General features: G+C 66.9%; 19 protein-coding genes. 18 read left to right on the top strand and 1 reads right to left on the bottom strand.

Going from position 1 to position 18,644, the window contains the following annotated elements; translation table 11 throughout:
- Nucleotides 1–2: 2 nt before the first annotated feature.
- The 8 genes from ASF51_RS15950 to ASF51_RS15985 all read left to right on the top strand — a co-directional run bounded on the left by ASF51_RS15950 (nt 3) and on the right by ASF51_RS15985 (nt 7,620).
- Nucleotides 3–743: a 16S rRNA (uracil(1498)-N(3))-methyltransferase gene (locus tag ASF51_RS15950; protein WP_055932024.1), complete on the top strand. Its 741-nt coding sequence runs from the start codon at nt 3–5 to the stop codon at nt 741–743.
- A gap of 83 nt (nt 744–826) precedes the next feature.
- Nucleotides 827–1,189 carry a histidine triad nucleotide-binding protein gene (locus ASF51_RS15955; protein ID WP_055932027.1) on the top strand — a complete coding sequence of 121 codons (363 nt, stop codon included), beginning with the start codon at nt 827–829 and terminating at the stop codon, nt 1,187–1,189.
- Nucleotides 1,190–1,235: 46 nt separating this feature from the next.
- On the top strand, nt 1,236–2,219 hold the full coding sequence (locus tag ASF51_RS15960; protein WP_082480284.1) for a PhoH family protein: 984 nt from the start codon (nt 1,236–1,238) through the stop codon (nt 2,217–2,219).
- Complete coding sequence (gene ybeY / locus ASF51_RS15965; protein WP_055932033.1) at nt 2,216–2,683, top strand: rRNA maturation RNase YbeY; 468 nt, start codon at nt 2,216–2,218, stop codon at nt 2,681–2,683. The genes ASF51_RS15960 and ybeY overlap by 4 nt, the downstream gene beginning before the upstream one ends.
- Nucleotides 2,680–3,969 carry a hemolysin family protein gene (locus ASF51_RS15970; protein ID WP_055932036.1) on the top strand — a complete coding sequence of 430 codons (1,290 nt, stop codon included), beginning with the start codon at nt 2,680–2,682 and terminating at the stop codon, nt 3,967–3,969. The genes ybeY and ASF51_RS15970 overlap by 4 nt, the downstream gene beginning before the upstream one ends.
- Nucleotides 3,966–4,883, top strand: a complete 918-nt coding sequence (era, locus tag ASF51_RS15975) for a GTPase Era (RefSeq protein WP_055932041.1) — start codon at nt 3,966–3,968, stop codon at nt 4,881–4,883. The genes ASF51_RS15970 and era overlap by 4 nt, the downstream gene beginning before the upstream one ends.
- 48 nt (nt 4,884–4,931) lie before the next feature.
- Nucleotides 4,932–5,909 (top strand): 4-hydroxy-tetrahydrodipicolinate synthase, encoded by a 978-nt coding sequence (gene dapA / locus ASF51_RS15980; RefSeq protein ID WP_055932044.1) that lies wholly within the window; start codon nt 4,932–4,934, stop codon nt 5,907–5,909.
- A gap of 34 nt (nt 5,910–5,943) precedes the next feature.
- On the top strand, nt 5,944–7,620 hold the full coding sequence (locus tag ASF51_RS15985; RefSeq protein WP_055932047.1) for a ribonuclease J: 1,677 nt from the start codon (nt 5,944–5,946) through the stop codon (nt 7,618–7,620).
- Between the two features lie 49 nt (nt 7,621–7,669).
- Here ASF51_RS15985 and ASF51_RS15990 read toward each other — a convergent pair whose 3' ends face one another.
- Nucleotides 7,670–8,251, bottom strand: coding sequence for a hypothetical protein (locus ASF51_RS15990; RefSeq protein ID WP_055932050.1), 582 nt, complete (start codon nt 8,249–8,251; stop codon nt 7,670–7,672).
- A gap of 77 nt (nt 8,252–8,328) precedes the next feature.
- Here ASF51_RS15990 and ASF51_RS15995 point away from each other — a divergent pair, with 77 nt between their 5' ends.
- The 10 genes from ASF51_RS15995 (at nt 8,329) to dapF (ending at nt 18,641) form a co-directional block, all read left to right on the top strand.
- Complete coding sequence (locus ASF51_RS15995; protein ID WP_055932052.1) at nt 8,329–11,193, top strand: DNA translocase FtsK; 2,865 nt, start codon at nt 8,329–8,331, stop codon at nt 11,191–11,193.
- 6 nt (nt 11,194–11,199) lie between these two features.
- A complete protein-coding gene (gene pgsA, locus ASF51_RS16000; RefSeq protein WP_055932055.1) occupies nt 11,200–11,790 on the top strand; it encodes a CDP-diacylglycerol--glycerol-3-phosphate 3-phosphatidyltransferase in 591 nt (196 codons plus the stop codon).
- A complete protein-coding gene (locus ASF51_RS16005) occupies nt 11,787–12,302 on the top strand; it encodes a CinA family protein (protein WP_235497286.1) in 516 nt (171 codons plus the stop codon). The genes pgsA and ASF51_RS16005 overlap by 4 nt, the downstream gene beginning before the upstream one ends.
- Before the next feature lie 229 nt (nt 12,303–12,531).
- The gene (locus tag ASF51_RS16010; protein ID WP_055932059.1) at nt 12,532–12,840 is read left to right on the top strand and encodes a helix-turn-helix domain-containing protein; all 309 of its coding nucleotides are present in this window, start codon (nt 12,532–12,534) and stop codon (nt 12,838–12,840) included.
- Between the two features lie 101 nt (nt 12,841–12,941).
- The gene (locus ASF51_RS16015) at nt 12,942–13,166 is read left to right on the top strand and encodes a DUF3046 domain-containing protein (RefSeq protein WP_055932328.1); all 225 of its coding nucleotides are present in this window, start codon (nt 12,942–12,944) and stop codon (nt 13,164–13,166) included.
- Between the two features lie 262 nt (nt 13,167–13,428).
- Nucleotides 13,429–14,499 carry a recombinase RecA gene (recA, locus tag ASF51_RS16020; protein ID WP_055932063.1) on the top strand — a complete coding sequence of 357 codons (1,071 nt, stop codon included), beginning with the start codon at nt 13,429–13,431 and terminating at the stop codon, nt 14,497–14,499.
- A 40-nt stretch (nt 14,500–14,539) separates the two neighbouring features.
- Entirely contained in the window at nt 14,540–15,223 is a 684-nt protein-coding gene (locus ASF51_RS16025; protein WP_055932066.1) for a regulatory protein RecX, read from the top strand.
- A 47-nt stretch (nt 15,224–15,270) separates the two neighbouring features.
- The gene (gene miaB, locus ASF51_RS16030) at nt 15,271–16,815 is read left to right on the top strand and encodes a tRNA (N6-isopentenyl adenosine(37)-C2)-methylthiotransferase MiaB (RefSeq protein ID WP_055932069.1); all 1,545 of its coding nucleotides are present in this window, start codon (nt 15,271–15,273) and stop codon (nt 16,813–16,815) included.
- Nucleotides 16,805–17,770: a tRNA (adenosine(37)-N6)-dimethylallyltransferase MiaA gene (gene miaA / locus ASF51_RS16035; protein ID WP_157412188.1), complete on the top strand. Its 966-nt coding sequence runs from the start codon at nt 16,805–16,807 to the stop codon at nt 17,768–17,770. The genes miaB and miaA overlap by 11 nt, the downstream gene beginning before the upstream one ends.
- Nucleotides 17,760–18,641 carry a diaminopimelate epimerase gene (gene dapF / locus ASF51_RS16040; protein ID WP_055932071.1) on the top strand — a complete coding sequence of 294 codons (882 nt, stop codon included), beginning with the start codon at nt 17,760–17,762 and terminating at the stop codon, nt 18,639–18,641. The genes miaA and dapF overlap by 11 nt, the downstream gene beginning before the upstream one ends.
- Nucleotides 18,642–18,644: the final 3 nt, after the last annotated feature.

Raw genomic sequence — 18,644 nt, forward strand, 5'->3', positions numbered from 1 at the left:
GCATGAGTTCGCTCTTCCTCCGCTCCGACCTGGCTGCCGTCCCGCACGCGGTCGGCGACGGCGTGGCGCTGGCGGGTCCCGAGGCGCGGCATGCCGTGACCGTGAATCGTCTCCGCGTCGGAGAGGTCATCTCGATCGGAGACGGCGCCGGGCTCGTGGTTCGTGGGCCGATCACGGCCGTCGAGGCGGGAGCGCTCGAGATCCGGGTCGAGTCGTCGGCCCGTGACGAGGCCCCGGTTCCCGAGGTCTGGCTCGCCCAGGCCCTCGCCAAGGGCGATAGAGACGAGCTCGCCGTGCAGGCCGCGACGGAACTCGGCGTCTCCGGAGTCATACCCTGGGCCGCAGAGCGCTCGATCTCGAAGTGGTCCGGCGCGAAGATCGCCAAGGGCATGGAGCGCTGGGGCGCGATAGTGCGCGAGGCGGCGAAACAGTCGATCCGGTCGTGGGTGCCGTCCGTCGAGCAGCACATGACCACCAAGCAGCTCGCCCGGCTGGCCGAGGACGCCACCGTTCTGGTGCTCGATCCCACGGCCGAGGCGCGCCTGTCCGAGGTCGTGCTGCCGCCGGATGCGCGCATCCTCGTTCTCGTGGTCGGTCCCGAGGGCGGCATCGCCCCCCACGAGCTCGACCTCTTCGAGCGCCAGGGCGCCATCCGGGTGCGCCTCGGCGGCGAGATCCTGCGCACCTCCACGGCCGGCCCATCCGCGCTCGCGGTGCTCAACGTGAGACTGAAACGCTGGTGACCAGCCTGCCGGTGGACTGTGCCGAGAGCGAACGTGCCGGTCGGCACCCGCGACGGCGGGCCTCGCGCTCTTAAGATAGAGGCATGTCACCCACAGCCGACTCGCCTTCGATCTTCTCGCGCATCGTCGCGCGCGAGATCCCTGCCACCATCGTGGCCGAGACCGACACCGTGATCGCCTTCGAAGACATCGCCCCCAAGGCGCCCGTGCACGTTCTCGTGGTTCCGAAGACCGAGGCGTACCGCAACGTCGTCGAACTGGCCGAGGGCGACCCGGCCCTGCTCGCAGAGGTCGTGGCACTCGCATCCCGCATCGCCGACGAGCGCGCGGGCGGCGAATTCAGGCTGGTCTTCAACACCGGCGAGGCAGCGGGCCAGACCGTGTTCCACGTGCACGCGCACGTTCTCGCGGGCGGGCTCGGAGAGGACTCCCTTGCCGACGGCTGAGAATTCCACACCGGGCGAGGCCAGACTCTTCATCGACGGCATCGCCATGGTGCGCCTGCTCGGTCCCCAAGACAGACTCCTGTCCACGATCGAGAAGCAGTATCCGGGCGTCGACGTGCATGTGCGCGGCAATGAGGTCACCCTCACCGGCGATGATGCAGACGAGGTCGAATCGGCCCGACGCCTCGTCGACGAACTCCTCGTGATGATCAAGAACGGACAAGATTTGACCTCCACCGAAGTCACGTCGAGCGCAGCGATCCTCGACGCCGACAAGACCGCGAGCCCTGTCGACCTGCTCGGCCAGGCCATCCTCTCGACGCGGGGCAAGAGCATCCGGCCCAAGACCGCCGGTCAGAAGGCATACGTCGACGCGATCGACCTCAACACCATCGTCTTCGGCATCGGCCCGGCCGGCACGGGCAAGACGTACTTGGCCATGGCCAAGGCCGTTCAGGCCCTGCAGCGCAAAGAGGTCAACCGCATCATCCTCACGCGGCCGGCCGTCGAGGCGGGGGAGCGCCTCGGCTACCTGCCCGGAACGCTCACGGACAAGATCGATCCCTACCTGCGACCGCTCTACGACGCCCTGAACGAGATGCTCGATCCGGAGGTCGTTCCGAAGCTTCTGGCGGCCGGCACGATCGAGGTCGCCCCCCTCGCCTACATGCGCGGCCGAACGCTGAACGACTCGTTCATCGTGCTCGACGAAGCGCAGAACACGAGCCCCGAGCAGATGAAGATGTTCCTCACGCGACTCGGGTTCGGATCGCGCATGGTGATCACCGGCGACATCACCCAGGTCGACCTCCCGGTCGGAACGAGCGGGTTGCAGCTCGTCACCCGGGTGCTCGGCGATATCGACGACATTCACTTCGCCACCATGACGAGCGCCGACGTCGTCCGACACACCCTCGTGGGTCAGATCGTCGACGCCTACACGAAGTACGACCAGATCCAGATGGCACGGAAGGCCGGCGAGAAGATCGGCGCCTCCGAGCGAGACCAAAGGTATAAGAAGCAGCGATGACGATCGAGATCAACAACGAGTCCGCGATCGAAGTCGATGAGACGGCGATTCTGAGGCTCGCGACCTACGCGCTCGACCAGCTGCACGTGCACCCCGACGCCGAACTCGCGATCGTGCTCGTCGACGAGGCCGCCATGGAGCAGCTCCACGTGCAGTGGATGGACGAGCCGGGTCCGACCGACGTCCTGAGCTTCCCCATGGACGAGTTGCGCCCGGGAACAGAAGACGCCCCCACCCCTCCCGGCCTGCTCGGCGACATCGTGCTGTGCCCCCAGGTGGCGGAGGTGCAGGCGGTCGGCGCGGGTCACTCCACTCTCGACGAGCTCCAGCTCCTGACAGCCCACGGCGTTCTCCACCTCCTCGGCTTCGACCACGCCGAACCCGACGAGGAGAAGGAGATGTTCGGTCTGCAGCGAGACATCCTCACCGGGTTCGCGGCCACTGAGCGCCGCCGCCGTACATGATCACAGCACTCTTCCTGGTCGCGGCATTCATGCTCGTTGCCATGGGCGGGCTGTTCGCCGCGACGGACGCGGCCCTCGTCGTGCTGTCGCGCGCCGATATCGCCGAACTCGCCGAGAAGTACCGGGCGAAGAGGTCGCTCCGCGCGATCGCAGCAGACCCCAGCCCCCACATGAACGTGGTCAACTTCGCCCGTGTCGTCTCCGAGACGACCGCCGCGGTGCTGGTGACCATCGTGCTGTCGGTGTGGATCGAAGGCCCGTGGCTCGTTCTTCTGTTCGCCGCGCTCATCATGACCGTCGTGTCGTTCGTGCTCGTGGGGTCGAGCCCGCGCAGCGTGGGCAGGGCGCACCCCCAGGCGGTCGTGGGACTCACCGCGCTGCTCGTGCACAGCCTGCGGGTCGTGCTCGGCCCCATCGCGGGCGCGCTCGTGGCGTTCGGCAATCGCGTCACTCCCGGGCGTCCCCGTTCCGCAGCGTTCACCTCGGAGCAGCAGCTTCTCAGCATGGTCGACGAGGCGACCGAGCTCGATGTGCTCGAAGAGGAGGACAGGGAGCTCATCCACTCGATCATCGACTTCAGCGACACCGTCGTGCGCGAGGTCATGATCCCGCGAACCGACATGGTGACGGTCGACGCCACGGCCACCGTGGGCCAGGGCATGGGGCTCTTCCTCAGCACCGGAGTATCCCGCATGCCCGTCGTCGCCGATGACGTCGACGAGATCGTCGGCATCCTGTATCTGCGCGATGTGGCCCGTCTCGCCTATGAGAAGCCCGCCGCGCTCGACAAGCGCACCGTGGGCAAGCTCGCGCGCCCCGCCCTCTTCGTTCCCGAGTCGAAGAAAGTTGACGACACGCTGCGACAGATGCAGCTCGACTCCAATCACCTCGCCATGGTTGTGGATGAGTACGGCGGAATCGCCGGTCTTGTGACCCTCGAGGACTTGATCGAGGAATTGGTCGGAGACATCTCCGACGAGTACGACCGAGAGATCGTGGAGGTGGAGAACGTGTCGGAAGGCGTCTATCGCGTCAGCGCGCGTCTTCCCGTCGACGAGCTCGGCGAACTCTTCGACCTCGAGCTCGACGATGACGACGTCGACTCCGTGGGAGGGCTCCTGTCGAAGGAGCTCGGACGCCTGCCCTCGAGCGGCTCCCAGGTCACGACGTCGGGCCTCGTCCTCACCGCCGAACGCACCGAAGGCCGCCGCAAACGAATCAGCACCGTCCTGGTGCAGCGAGACCAGTCGGCGCAGCCGCTCGTCTCAGAGAGAGGACCCGAGTGACCGACCCCGGCACCGACAGCCCGACACACGACTTCCGGGCGGGATTCGTCTCGTTCGTCGGTCGTCCCAACGTGGGAAAGTCGACCCTGACGAACGCCCTCGTGGGCGAGAAGGTGGCGATCACGTCATCCAAGCCGCAGACGACGCGTCGCGCCATCCGCGGCATCGTGCACCGCGAAGACGGACAGCTGATCCTCGTCGACACCCCGGGCATGCACCGGCCGCGCACCCTCTTGGGCGAGCGGCTCAACGCGATCGTGCAGACCACCCTGGGCGACGTCGACGTCATCGGTTTCTGCATTCCGGCCAACGAGAAGCTCGGCCCTGGCGACCGCTTCATCAACGAGCAGCTCGACAGCTTTCCCAAGGCCAAGAAGGTCGCGATCGTGACGAAGATCGATGCGGCCTCGCGGCCCGCGGTCGCAGAACAGCTTCTCGCCGTGTCGGAGCTGCGTGACTGGGAGGCCGTGGTTCCCCTGTCGGCCCAGAGTCGCATCCAGCTCGACACCCTCTCGACCGAGCTCATCCGCCTCCTTCCCGTCTCGCCCCAGCTGTACCCGGCTGAACAGACCACCGACGAGGGGCTCGAGGCCCGCATCTCCGAGCTCATCCGGGAGGCCGCGCTCGAGGGGGTGCACGACGAACTGCCGCACTCGCTCGCCGTGACCATCGACGACATCATCGAGCGCGACGACCGCGAGCTGGTCGAGATCTACGCCAACGTGTTCGTCGAACGCGACAGCCAGAAGGCCATCATCATCGGCAAGGGCGGGTCACGGCTCGGCGCGGTGGGCGCCACCGCCCGCGAGCAGATCGAGCCCCTGATCGGCAAGCAGGTCTTCCTCAGCCTGCGTGTCAAGGTCGCCAAAGACTGGCAGCGCGATCCGAAGCAGCTCGGGCGGCTCGGATTCTGAGCACTCCCTGTCGGCGCGTATGCCGACGCGACCGGTAGCCTGTAACCCGTGATAACGAAAGAGAATCCGTTCGGCCAGGTGCTCGTGGCCCTCGTCACCCCGTTCACCGCCGATGGCGAGGTCGACTGGCCCAGTGTCGAGAAGCACATCGACAACGTCATCAGCCATGGAGCCGACGGCATCGTGGTGTCGGGAACGACGGGGGAGACCTCGACCCTCACCGACGCCGAGAAGCTGCAGCTCGTGCAGGTCGCGAAGTCCGTTTCGGCGGGTCGGGCGAAGGTGCTCACCGGCGGCGGATCGAACGAGACGGCCCACGCCATGCAGCTCGCCCGCCAGAGCGAGAAGGCCGGCGCCGACGGCAACCTCGTCGTCACGCCCTACTACAACAAGCCCACCCAGGCCGGGCTCCTCACGCACTTCCGCATGATCGCGGACTCGACCGACCTCCCGGTCATCCTCTACGACATTCCGGGCCGCACCGGCGTGCCGATCAAGTACGAGACGATCCTCCGCCTGGCCAAGCACCCGAACATCCTCGCGATCAAAGACGCCAAGGGCGACTTCAGCGAGGTGAGCAGGGTCATCAACCAGACCGACCTCATGTACTTCTCCGGCGACGACGCCAACGTGCTGCCGCATCTCTCCATCGGCGCCACCGGGCTCATCGGGGTCACGAACAACATCGCCTCGGGTCCGTACCGAGTCATGGTCGACGCGGTCAACGCCGGCGACCTCGCCACGGCGACAGCGGCGCACCAGGCGCTCGAGCCGCTCGTGCGCGCCGTCATGACCCACGTTCCGGGCACCGTCGCGGCCAAGTACATCCTGCACGGCCTCGGCCGCATCTCGAGTCCCCGGGTGCGACTGCCGCTCGTCGGTCCCGAGGAGTGGGAAGCCGCGCAGATCGAGAACGAGATCGACCTGGTCAAGGGAATCCCCTCGATCGACTTCACCAACTTCCGCCCCGACCGCAATGCCGCCGCCGGCGGCGCACTGCCGAAGGTCGCGGGCACAACACGCTGACCCTTCGGGTCGGCACCACGAGCTAGGAGGGCACATGCCCAACATCGCATACGAACCGCGCGCCCTCGCCCCTGACACCCTCCGGATCATTCCGGTCGGTGGCCTCGGCGAGATCGGCCGCAACATGACCGTCTTCGAGATCAACGGCAAGCTGCTGATCGTCGACTGCGGCGTGCTCTTCCCCGAAGAGCACCAGCCCGGGGTCGACCTGATCCTCCCCGACTTCTCGATCGTGCGCGATCGACTCGACGACGTCCTCGGCATCGTGCTGACGCACGGTCACGAGGATCACATCGGCGCCGTGCCCTATCTGCTGCGCCTGAAGCGCGACATCCCGCTCATCGGTTCGGGCCTCACTCTCGCGCTCATCGAGGCGAAGCTCAAAGAGCACCGCATCAAGCCCTACACGCTGACCGTCGCCGAGGGCCAGATCGAGCAGTTCGGGCCGTTCGAGCTCGAGTTCGTCGCCGTCAACCACTCCATCCCCGATGCCCTGGCCGTGGCGATCAAGACGGTCGCAGGCACCGTTCTGCACACGGGCGACTTCAAGATGGACCAGCTGCCGCTCGACAACCGGCTCACCGACCTCCGTGCGTTCGCCCGCCTCGGCGAAGAGGGCGTCGACCTCTTCCTGGTCGACTCGACCAACGCCGACGTCCCGGGATTCACGGCGCTCGAGCGCTCCATCGGTCCCGTGCTCGACGACGTCATCCGCCGCGCTCCGCGTCGGGTCGTCGTGGCCAGCTTCTCCTCGCACGTGCACCGCGTGCAGCAGGTTCTGGATGCCGCGCACAACAACGGCCGTCGGGTCGCCCTCCTGGGCCGGTCGATGGTGCGCAACATGCAGATCGCGGCCGAGCTCGGATACCTGCGGGTGCCCGAGAACGTGCTCATCGACTTCAAGAAGGCGGGGGACATCCCCGACAACAAGATCGTCTACATGTCCACGGGCTCGCAGGGCGAGCCGATGGCCGTGCTCAGCCGCATGGCGAACGGCGAGCACCAGGTCGAGATCGGCGAGAACGACACCGTCATCCTCGCCTCGAGCCTGATCCCCGGCAACGAGAACGCCGTCTACCGCATCATCAACGGACTCATGAAGCTCGGCGCCAACGTGGTGCACAAGGGCAACGCTAAGGTGCACGTCTCCGGTCACGCGGCCGCCGGCGAGCTGCTCTACTGCTACAACATCCTGAAGCCGAAGAACGTGCTGCCCGTTCACGGCGAGCAGCGCCACCTGGTCGCGAACGCGAAGCTGGCACAGCAGACCGGCATCCCCGAAGAGAACACGATCATCGCCGAAGACGGCACGGTCATCGACCTCAAAGACGGCGTCGCCTCCGTCGTCGGCCAGTACGACCTGGGCTTCGTCTACGTCGACGGCTCGAGCGTCGGCGAGATCACGGACGCCGATCTCAAGGATCGTCGCATCCTCGGCGAAGAGGGTTTCATCTCGATCATCGTGGTGATCGAGGCGCAGACCGGTCGTGTCGTGGTCGGCCCCGAGATCCACGCGAAGGGCTTCGCCGAAGACGAGTCCGTCTTCGACGATGTGAAGCCGAAGATCGTCGCGGCCCTGGCCGAGGCATCCAAGAACGGCATGCACGACCAGCACGCGATGCAGCAGGTCGTGCGCCGCACGGTCGGTCGCTGGGTCAACACGTCGTACCGTCGTCGCCCCATGATCGTGCCGCTCGTCATCGAGGCGTAGAGCACCGCTTCACTGTGGGCCCGGCGATCGTCGCCGGGCCCTCGGTCGTTCACGGCGTATCGGCCGCGCGCCTCGTGGGTGCGACCTCGACGGCGAGTGCCACGAGCCCCGCGGCGAGCAGAAGCATGGCCAGGGTTCCGAGACCCGGGTAGATGTGTCCGGGCTGCACGAGCACGGCGCCCGCGACCGCGAGAACGCCGCCGGGGAGTGCGCGCAGCCGTCGCCGCACGAAGACCGCGACCGTCGCCGCGAGGCAGGCGATCACGAGCGAGACGACGCCGATGAGGCCGACCTCGCGGGCGATCTCGTAGACCGGAGCCTTGCCTTCCGTCACGCCGGCCAGCTGGAGCGTGCCGGCCGCGACGCCGGCCAGGAGATCGAGCGACGTGTAGAACGTGGCGAACCCGTAGCCGGCCACGGCGGCGACGATGCCGAGCACTCTGCTCGTGCGACGCGCGATCAGCCACGGGGCGAAGCCGATCAGCGGAAAGACGGGGATGAGCACCAGGTGCATCAGCTGCCAGCGCGCCGCCGTGTCAGCCGTCAGATGGTGCGGATGCAGCAGGCCGATGAGCGCGCACGCCAGGGCTGGAGTCGAGACGAGCAGCACGAGACGGAGGCGAGGCGACATGGCATGAGGGTACGCCGAAATCAGACACCCGGCCCGCGCAACCGGCGATCGTCGGCACCCCCGGGTAGCGTGACACCATGGCTACGAGTACCAAGTCGACCTCCCGCGCACGCGGTGCATCCTCCGGTCGCGCGGGTGCGTCCACGGGCGCACGAAAGACGCCCACGCGCGCTGCGGCGACCCAGAAGACCGTGCGCCTGAACCCGGCCGCGAAGGACGATCACGGCCCCGGTCTCGTGACCCGCGCCTGGCTGGGCATGGCCCACGTCGTCGGCGGCGCGTTCCGCGCGTTCTCTCCGGCAGAACTCGACAAGGCCGAGCGGCGCGACGGACTGCCGTTCCTGCTCGTGCTGCTGGCGATCGCCGGCGCGGTCGTCGAGTGGTTCCTGGTCTCCAACACCGTGGCCGTCGCCGTCGAGGCGTGGACTTTCGGGCTGCTATTCGGGCGCGTCGCCTACGCCCTCCCGGTGGTGCTGCTCCTGCTCGCGGCCTGGCTGTTCCGGCATCCCAGCTCCGTGCACAACAACGGCCGCATCGGCATCGGGCTGGGTCTCATGCTCATCACGGTGTCGTCGCTCTGTCACATCTACGGCGGCCAGCCCAACCCGTCGGGCGGGCAACTGGCTACGGGAGGCGGCATCCTGGGATGGGTCCTCGCGGCGCCCTTGGTCGCACTGATCACCCCCATCGGCGCGACCATCGTCGTGTCGGCCCTCCTGCTGTTGAGCGTCTTCATCCTCACCAAGACTCCTCCGAACCGCATAGGATCGCGGCTCCGCGAGCTGTACGCCTACCTGTTCGGAGCAGCCTTCCCCGACGAGGCGGAGCACCGCGAGGCGAAGAAGGCGGCCAAGGCCGAGAAGGCGGCGAAAGCCGCCGAGGCCGACGTGCTGACGACCGAACAGATCGATCTCGCCGCCCGCGAGGTCGGCTCCGACGGTCTGCCCTGGTGGAGGCGCAACTCGTCCCAGCGTGAAGAAGACCCCGAGTTCGACGCCCCCGCGATGGCGCCCCGTGTCGAAGACCGCACTCCGGCGTCAGACGAGCCGTTCGCCAGCGCCGCAAGCGTGGCAGACCCCGACGACGACGAGGCGCAGGCCGCACTGCTCAATGACATGAAGGCGGCCGAACGCGCCGTCCGACGGTTCACCGGCGAGGTCCGACCCGGCGCCGCTCCGCAGACGAGCCTCCTCGACGACGCGGCCACCGAATCGTCCTCGGCGTATCCGCCGCCCCCCGTGCGCGTCGTGCAGCCGGAGCTCGAACTCGACGACGACTCGGTCGGGTCCGGCATCGAGATCGACACGCCCGCCGCCGACTACAGGCTTCCCGCGGCGGCCAGCCTCAAGGTGGGCGGACCGTCGCTTGCACGGTCGGCCGCGAACGACGAGATCGTCGCCGCGATCACCGAGGTGCTGAAGCAGTTCTCCGTCGACGCGACCGTGACCGGCTTCTCGCGCGGCCCCACGGTCACCCGCTACGAGATCGAACTGGGCCCCGGTGTCAAGGTCGAGCGGGTCACGGCCCTGTCGAAGAACCTGTCGTACGCCGTGGCGAGCAACGAAGTGCGGATCCTCTCGCCCATTCCTGGCAAGAGCGCCATCGGCGTCGAGATCCCCAATACAGACCGGGAGATCGTCTCGCTGGGCGACGTGCTGCGTTCGTCGAAGGCCGCGTCCGACAACCACCCCATGACCATCGGTGTCGGAAAAGACGTCGAAGGAAAGTTCGTCATGGCGAACCTGGCCAAGATGCCCCACCTCCTCGTGGCCGGCTCGACCGGTTCCGGAAAGTCGAGCTTCGTCAACTCGATGGTCACGTCGATCCTGATGCGCGCGAAGCCCAGCGAGGTGCGCATGGTGCTCATCGACCCCAAGCGCGTCGAACTCACCGCCTATCAGGGTGTGCCCCACCTCATCACACCCATCATCACGAACCCCAAGAAGGCCGCCGAAGCGCTGGCCTGGGTGGTCAAAGAGATGGACATGAGGTACGACGACCTCGAGAGCTTCGGCTTCAGGCACATCGACGACTTCAACAAGGCCGTCGTCAACAACGAGATCATCCTTCCTGCGGGCAGTCTCCGGCAGCTGAAGCCCTACCCCTACCTGCTCATCGTCGTCGACGAGCTCGCCGACCTGATGATGGTGGCTCCCCGCGACGTCGAGGATTCCATCGTGCGGATCACACAGCTGGCGCGCGCCTCGGGCATCCACCTCGTGCTCGCCACGCAGCGGCCGAGCGTCGACGTCGTCACCGGACTGATCAAGGCGAACGTGCCGAGCCGCCTGGCCTTCGCGGTCACGAGCGTCACCGATTCCCGAGTCATCCTCGACCAGCCCGGCGCCGACAAGCTCATCGGCCAGGGCGACGGACTCTTCCTCCCGATGGGCTCCTCCAAGGCCATCCGGGTGCAGGGCGCGTGGGTGAGCGAGGCCGAGATCGCGACCGTCGTTCAGCACGTCACCCACCAGGCTCGACCGGAGTACCGCGACGACGTGGCCGTCGAGGCCGTCAAGAAGAACATCGACGCCGATATCGGCGACGACCTCGAGATCCTTCTGGCTGCGGCCGAGCTCGTTGTGAACACCCAATTCGGGTCGACCTCCATGCTCCAGCGCAAGCTGAAGGTCGGCTTCGCCAAGGCCGGGCGCCTGATGGACCTGATGGAGTCGCGCGAGATCGTCGGCCCGTCCGAGGGCTCGAAGGCCCGTGACGTGCTGGTGACCGCCGAGCAGCTGCCGGAGATCCTCGCGATGCTGCGTGGTGCGCCCACAGCAGCTGCGCCCGCAGCAGCTGCATCCCTCGCCCCCTCGGCGCCGGCGGGAGGCGCGGCCGACGACCCCTACGCCGACGACCCCGTGGCGAGAGGCCTGGAACGGTACCCTGAGGAAGAGGGCGACTCAGACGAGGATGCCTGGGGCCTGACCGGCAGAGAGTAGACGAACGTGACCGAGGCCGCTCCGCGAGTGAGCAACTGGAATCTCCCGAACATCATCACGGTCGTCCGCATCCTGCTGGCGCCGGTGTTCTTCTGGATGCTGCTGGCCGACGGCGGTGCCGACACACCGCTGCGCTATGCCGCAGCGGCCCTGTTCATCGTGGCGATCGCGACCGACGGCATCGACGGACACATCGCTCGATCCCGCAACCAGGTCACCGACCTGGGCAAACTCCTCGACCCGATCGCCGACAAGGTTCTCACAGGCGCTGCCCTCGTCGGGCTGTCCATCCTGGCCGAGCTTCCCTGGTGGGTCACAGCGATCATCCTCGTGCGCGAGGTGGGCATCACCGTGTTCCGCTTCGCCGTCCTCAGCGACCGGGTGATTCCGGCATCGCGCGGGGGAAAGCTGAAGACGCTGGCCCAGTCCATCGCCATCTCGCTCGCCCTCGTGCCGTTCCCTTCGCTGTTCGGCAGCTGGTTCGACTGGGTCAACATCATCACGATGTCGATCGCGTTCGTTCTCACGGTCATCACGGGGATCGACTACCTCGTGCAGGCGCGCCGCCTCAGCAGGTCGGCCAGAGCAGCGTCGTGACCGACACCGCCGCGCCCGACGAGACCCGCAGACTGATCGAGGAGCTCCGTGAGCGGCGGCTCACGGTGGCGGTGGCCGAGTCACTGACCGGCGGTCTCCTGGTCGCCGAGCTCATCCGCATCCCGGGCGCATCGCATGCGGTGCGCGGGGGAGTGGTCGCCTACGCCACCGACCTCAAGAGCACGCTGCTCGGCGTCGACGCCCGTCTCCTCGCCACCCGCGGACCGGTCGATCCCGACGTGGCCGGGCAGATGGCATCCGGCGTGCGCGACCGCCTCGGGAGGGAGCAGCCCGCCGATTGGGGGCTGTCGACCACGGGGGTGGCGGGCCCCGGCGCCCAGGACGGCCATGAGGCCGGCACCGTCTTCATCGGCCTGGCCAGCGACGGCACGGTGTCCTCCCACAGGCTGCAGCTTCACGGAGACCGCGACGCCGTGCGGCAACAGACTGTCGCGGCGGCCATCCGGCTGCTTCTCGACGCGGTGCTCGCGACACCCTCCGTTGAAGCCTGATCTCGGGGTGTTCAACCAATCCGTCTGCCCGACCGCCTCGAATTCCTCATAAGAACTATCCGGATGCGGTGTCGAAGTCGGGAATGAACGGCATTTCCATCTCGTTACAACTGATGTCATTCACAGAAAAGACGGTTCAGTGTCGTTTAGAGTTTCAGACAGTACCGGTCGGGCTTTGTCCGATCGGTCGCATCGTATTGACGCAAGACAAACAGCAAGGAGGGGTCCAGTGATTTTAGTTCGCCAGGAAATCGGCGACGTGCTGCGAGACTTTCGTCTCCAGAAGGGTCGCACCCTTCGGCAGGTGGCCAGCAAGGCGAGTGTCGCCCTGGGTTACCTCAGCGAAGTCGAGCGTGGACAGAAAGAGGCGTCGAGTGAGATCCTCGCGTCGGTGGCCGAGGCCCTCGACACGCCAATCTCCGTCATCATGCGCGAGGTCGGAGACCGCCTCGCCGTGATCGAGGGGATCGACACGATTCCCGACACCGTCCCCGACGAATTCGTCGCGGGCTACGATTCCAAGCTTCTCGCCCGGTAGTTCCACTCCGGCACGAGATCGACCATGCGAGGGCCTCGTCACGATTGATGTGACGAGGCCCTTCGCTATGCCCGTGGGTGCAGCCGGGCAGTGAGGACACCATGAGACTGAGCGAATTCCGACAGGCGGTCGCCGACGAGTTCGGCGTGGCATACGGCCGTGTGGTCACGGGTGACCTCGTCATCGCCGAGCTCGCCGACAGAACAGCCGACGATGCGTTGAATCAGGGTGTGGCGGTGCGGCAGGTCTGGCTGGCTCTCTGCCGTGCCAGCGGGGTTCCCGAATCACGCTGGCACGGTGTCGGCCTGCCCGCCCCGCGCTCCTGATTTCTCGTCGATTCGAAGCGACACGCCCCGTGCCGCTCGAATATATGTTCTAGACCTGTGTAGTCTCCTTCACAGCAGAAGTGTTGGCCGTGTTGTCCACTGTCCGACGCCGCCCCGACCCCCGTGTCGGTGGTCGTGTCTACAGTCGGATCACACGCACACCACGATGCGAACGCCTTGTCGACACCCGGTTCGCCGGCGCGACAGCCTATAGGCGAAAAACTCACGCGACGGATTCCGCGCACGACAGAAGGAGACAGCAATGCCATCAGATGCCACACGAGAAAAGGCACTCGAAACCGCACTTGCACAGATCGACCGACAGTTCGGCAAGGGGTCCGTCATGCGCCTCGGCAGCGACGATCGGGCGCCGGTCGAGGTCATCCCCACGGGGTCGATCGCCCTCGACGTCGCGCTCGGAGTCGGAGGGCTCCCCAGGGGCCGCATCGTCGAGATCTACGGCCCGGAGTCCTCGGGAAAGACCACCCTCACACTCCACGCGATCGCCAACGCCCAGAAGGCCGGCGGAATCGCCGCGTTCATCGACGCAGAGCACGCGCTCGACCCGGCCTATGCACAGAAGCTCGGAGTCGACATCGACGCACTCCTCGTGTCCCAGCCCGACACCGGTGAGCAGGCGCTCGAGATCGCCGACATGCTCGTGCGAAGCGGCTCCATCGACCTCATCGTCATCGACTCCGTCGCAGCCCTCGTGCCGCGTGCAGAGATCGAGGGCGAGATGGGCGACTCCCACGTCGGTCTGCAGGCACGACTCATGTCCCAGGCTCTCCGCAAGCTCACGGGTGGCCTCAGCACCACGAACACCACCATGATCTTCATCAACCAGCTGCGCGAGAAGATCGGCGTCTTCTTCGGCAGCCCCGAGACGACCGCGGGTGGCAAGGCGCTCAAGTTCTACGCCTCCGTCCGCCTCGACATCCGACGCATCGAGACCCTGAAAGAGGGAACAGACGCCGTCGGTAACCGCACCCGGGTGAAGGTCGTCAAGAACAAGATGGCGCCGCCCTTCAAGCAGGCAGAATTCGACATCCTCTACGGCATCGGCATCTCCCGCGAGGGCAGCCTCATCGACTTCGGTGTCGAGCACGAGATCGTTCGCAAGTCCGGTGCCTGGTACACCTACGAGGGCGAGCAGCTGGGCCAGGGCAAAGAGAACTCTCGCCGGTTCCTCACCGAGAACCCCGAGGTCGCTGCAGAGATCGAGACGAAGATTCTCACCAAGCTCGGTATCGGTGCAGACAAGGCCGCCGCCGCCGCTCCGGCTGCGCCCGTGGCCCTGGCAACGAAGACACCTGCGCGCAAGGGCGCCTGACCCTTCGTCGTTCATCGAACCGAACAGAAAGGCCGCGATCGTGGTCAGATTCACCCCATCCCCCGACGAGACAGTCGATGGTCCCGAGGGCGACGTCCCCGAGAAGACGATGGCTCCGGTCGCCTTTCTGTTCGGTTCGCCCGACGAACAGCCCCAGGCAGGTCGTCACCCTTCCGGCCCGGTCGCCGTGCCTGTTCTCGACACTGCCGGGCTCACGCCCGAGCAGGTCGACGAGCAGGAGCTGCAGCTCGCAGATCTCGAGAATCTCGTTGTGCGGGCCCTGGCGCGAAAAGACCTGTCCGAATGGCAGGTCACCGAGATCCTCGCGGCGAACGGGGTGCATTCCTCGGCATTCGAGGGCTTCCTCACGATCTATCGGTCGAAGGGGTATGTCGACGACTACGCCTTCGCAGAACGCGAGATCGAGCGCCTTCACCGGCGCAAGGGATTCGGCCGCAGCCAGATCCAGCGCGAACTCGGCGCCAAGCGCATCAGCCAGGAGATCGTCTCCGACCTGCTGACCTCCCTCGACGACGACGATGAACTCGCCCGCGCGCTCGAGCTCGCAGAGAAGAAGGCTCCCAGCCTTCTGCGTCTCGACCGGGCGACGGCGGAGCGCCGTCTCAGCAGCTTCCTGCAACGCAAGGGATATCCGTCCAGCGTTGTTCGTGACGCCGTCTCCAAGACGCTGGTGGCCGGCACGAGCACGGTTCGCTTCCGCTGAGAAGGCCCGGGGCCTGTCGCGTCCCGCGTCGAACGTAAACTGACACCATGAGCAGCGTCACCGCCCCGCCCCGCACACGAACCTACGAGGTTCGAACCTTCGGGTGCCAGATGAACGTCCACGACTCCGAGAGGCTGTCGGGGTCGCTCGAGGCGGCGGGCTATGTGAAGGCCGACCCCGGAACCGAGGCCGACACCGTCGTCATCAACACGTGCGCTGTGCGCGAGAACGCCGACAACAAGCTCTACGGCAATCTCGGCTATCTGGCCAGCGTGAAGCGCCGCCACGACGGCATGCAGATCGCGGTCGGCGGGTGCCTTGCCCAGAAAGACAAGAACACCATCCTCACCAAGGCCCCCTGGGTCGATGTCGTCTTCGGCACGCACAACATGGGATCTCTGCCCAGCCTGCTCGAACGCGCCCGGCACAACGGTGAGGCGCAGATCGAGATCCTCGATTCGCTCGAGACCTTCCCCTCGACCTTGCCCACGAAACGTGAGTCGACCTACAGCGGCTGGGTGTCGATCTCGGTCGGCTGCAACAACACCTGCACCTTCTGCATCGTGCCCGCGCTGCGAGGCAAGGAGAAAGACAGACGTCCAGGAGACGTGTTGGCCGAGATCCAGGCCCTCGTCGACGACGGCGCCATCGAGGTGACCCTGCTCGGACAGAACGTCAACTCCTACGGCGTCGAGTTCGGCGACAGGTTCGCCTTCTCCAAGCTCCTGCGGGCGGCAGGAGCCATTCCCGGCCTCGAGCGCATCCGCTTCACCAGCCCGCACCCCGCGGCGTTCACCGACGACGTGATCGACGCGATGGCCGAGACTCCGTCGGTCATGCCCCAGCTTCATATGCCGCTGCAGTCCGGCTCGGATCGAATCCTCAAGGCGATGAGGCGTTCCTACCGCTCGGCCAAGTTCCTGGGCATCCTCGACCGTGTGAGGCAGCAGATTCCGCACGCGGCGATCAGCACCGACATCATCGTCGGGTTCCCGGGGGAGACAGAAGAGGACTTCGCAGAGACGCTGAGGGTCGTCGAAGAGGCGCGGTTCGCCACGGCCTTCACCTTCCAGTACTCGGTGCGTCCGGGAACTCCCGCGGCGACGATGCCCGAGCAGGTTCCGAAGGCGGTGGTGCAGGAGCGTTACGAGCGACTGGCCGCCCTGCAGGATCGCATCTCCTGGGAGGAGAACCAGGGGGTCATCGGCCGTGAGGTCGAGGTGCTCGTCGCCAACGGCGAGGGTCGCAAGGACTCCGACACCCATCGGCTCAGTGGCAGGGCCGAGGATTCCCGTCTCGTGCACTTCGAGGTCACGGCCGAATCGACCGTTCCTCGACCCGGCGACATCGTCACCGTCGTCGTGACAGAGGCAGCACCGTTCCACCTGATCGCCGACTCCGACGGGCGGCCGCTCCGGGTCCGTCGCACGAGGTCGGGAGACGCGTGGGATCGCGCGGCGGCAGAGTCCTGCGGTGTCCCGGCACAGCCCAGCGGGTCCGCCTCGGCCGGGCCACGGCCCGTCTCGCTCGGCCTTCCGACGCTCCGCGTGGGCACCGTCCCCATCTACGACCTCGCCGACGGTGAGCGGTAGCCGCCCGAGCGGTGACTCGACCGTCGCAGACGTGATCGCGGTCGTCGGGGCGACGGGCACGGGAAAATCCGGCCTCGCACTCGACCTCGCAGAGGGTCTCGCGCATCGTGGCCTGGTCGCCGAGGTCGTCAATGCCGATGCGATGCAGTTGTACCGCGGCATGGACATCGGAACGGCCAAGCTGTCGCTCGACGAGCGCCGGGGCATCCCTCATCACCTGCTCGACGTGCTCGACGTCACCGCCGAGAACTCGGTCGCCGACTACCAGGCGGCTGCTCGCACGGCGATCGACGCGATCCTGGCGAGGGGGCACGTTCCGATCCTGGTGGGCGGTTCGGGCCTGTACGTGTCGAGCGTCATCTTCGACTTCACCTTCCCGGGAACGGACGCCGTGATCCGGGCGCGCCTCGAGGCAGAACTCATCTCCCACGGTCCGGGAACGCTGTACCGGCGGCTTGCCGAGCGCGACCGGCCCGCGGCCGAAGCAATCGGCTCGCAGAACGGGCGTCGCCTGGTGCGAGCTCTCGAGGTGTTCGAGATGACAGGAAGCACGCTGACGGGAACGCTACCCGCGGCTCCCGTTGCCTGGCGCAGCTCGACCATCATCGGCCTCGAGATGCCGCGACCCGAGCTGGTCCTGCGCCTCGACGAGCGTGTGCAGGGCATGTGGCGAGACGGGATAGTCGAGGAGGCGCACCAGCTGCTCTCGGCGGGCCTCGACCCCCGAACCACGGCGGGCAAGGCGATCGGATACGCCCAGGCCCTCGCACAGCTTGCAGGAGACCTCTCGGCCGACGAGGCCATCGAGTCGACGCAGGCACTCACGCGCCGATACGCGCGCCGACAGGTGGGCTGGTTCCGGCGGTACGACTCGGCGCTGACACTGGATGCCCGTGACCCGGCCGCGTCGGCCCGGGCGCTCGACGAGACCTTAGGCTTGCATGATGGCGACTGAACTCCACTTCACCAAAGGGCACGGCACCGGCAACGACTTCGTGCTCTACACCGACGCCGACGGCACCAACGACCTGACCCCCGCCCAGGTCGCGGCCATCTGCGATCGGCACTTCGGCGTCGGCGCCGACGGGGTGATCCGTGCGGTCCGGTCACAGAACGTCGCAGACGGCCAGGCCGCACTCGCCGAAGATCCTGCCGCCGAATGGTTCATGGATTACCGCAACGCCGACGGGTCGATCGCAGAGATGTGCGGCAACGGCATCCGGGTCTACGCCCGCTACCTCATCGACAACGGGCTCGTCGAGCTGAATACCGGTGACACGCTCGCGATCGGCACGCGGGCGGGAGTCCGAGACGTGCAGCGCAGCACCACCGGATTCCAGGTCGACCTGGGGCGGTGGCGACTCGAACAGGGCGAACCCCTCGTGCGCGCCCGCAACCTGGCCGTGGCCCGTCCAGGGCAGGGCGTCAACGTGGGGAATCCGCATATCGTCGTCGCCCTCGCCGACGCCGACGAACTCGCGTCGGCCGACCTGACCTACATTCCGCAGGTCGACCCGGAGCCACGCGACGGAGCGAACATCGAGTTCGTTGTTCCCCACGAGCCCCTTGTCGCCGACGGCGTCGGACGCATCACGATGCGCGTTCACGAACGGGGTAGCGGAGAGACGCTCTCCTGCGGCACGGGAATCGCCGCTGCGGCCCTCGCCACGAGGCATTGGGCCGGGCGTGGAGCGCCGAACATCTGGCGAGTCGACGTGCCGGGCGGAACGGTGGGCGTTCGCATGTTCGCCGCGGAGGACGGCGAGCACGTCTCGCTGTCAGGGCCGGCCGAACTCGTCTTCGAGGGCGACCTGTCGCTGGCGTGACGT

Origin of the sequence: Agreia sp. Leaf283 (assembly GCF_001422485.1) — a bacterium.
Taxonomy (GTDB): domain Bacteria; phylum Actinomycetota; class Actinomycetes; order Actinomycetales; family Microbacteriaceae; genus Agreia.